This window comes from Celeribacter sp. HF31, assembly GCF_011806455.1.
GTDB lineage: Bacteria > Pseudomonadota > Alphaproteobacteria > Rhodobacterales > Rhodobacteraceae > Celeribacter.
Genome location: NZ_JAATOT010000012.1, coordinates 1 through 647, shown reverse-complemented (window position 1 = coordinate 647; position 647 = coordinate 1). Strand labels below are relative to the sequence as shown.

Genomic DNA, 647 nt, shown 5'->3' with positions numbered 1-647 from the left:
CCATAGGCGGCGAGCACGGATTCATGCATCATTTCCGACATCGTCGGGTGCGGGAAGACCGTGTTCATCAGCTCTTCTTCCGTCGTCTCCAACGTCCGCCCGATCACGTAGCCCTGGATCATTTCCGTCACCTCGGCGCCCACCATATGCGCGCCCAGAAGCTCGCCCGTCTTGGCGTCGAACACGGTTTTCACAAGACCCTCGGCCTCGCCCATCGCGACGGCTTTGCCATTGCCGATAAAGGGAAATTTGCCGACCTTGATCTCATAGCCCGCCTCTTTCGCCTTGTCTTCCGTCAGCCCCACAGAGGCCACTTGTGGGTGGCAATAGGTGCAGCCCGCAATCGAGTTCGGCTTGATCGGATGCGGGTGGAGGCCCGCGATCAGCTCGGCCACCATGACGCCTTCGTGCGACGCCTTGTGCGCGAGCCACGGCGCGCCCGCGATGTCGCCGATGGCGAACACTCCGTCGACACCCGTGCGGCAGAATTCGTCGGTCACGACATGGGTGCGGTCGATCTTCACGCCCGCCTCCTCGAGGCCCAGACCCTCGACATTGCCGACGATTCCGACCGCGGAAATCACCGTGTCGAACTCTTCGGTGGTGACTTTTCCGCCCGCTTCGAAATGCGCCGTCACTTTGCCTTT

1 protein-coding gene is annotated in these 647 nt (G+C 62.0%); it reads right to left on the bottom strand.

The window, feature by feature from the left end; genetic code table 11:
• A partial coding sequence (locus HCZ23_RS17940) for an FAD-dependent oxidoreductase (RefSeq protein WP_167603127.1) occupies nt 1–647 on the bottom strand: 647 nt, incomplete at both ends.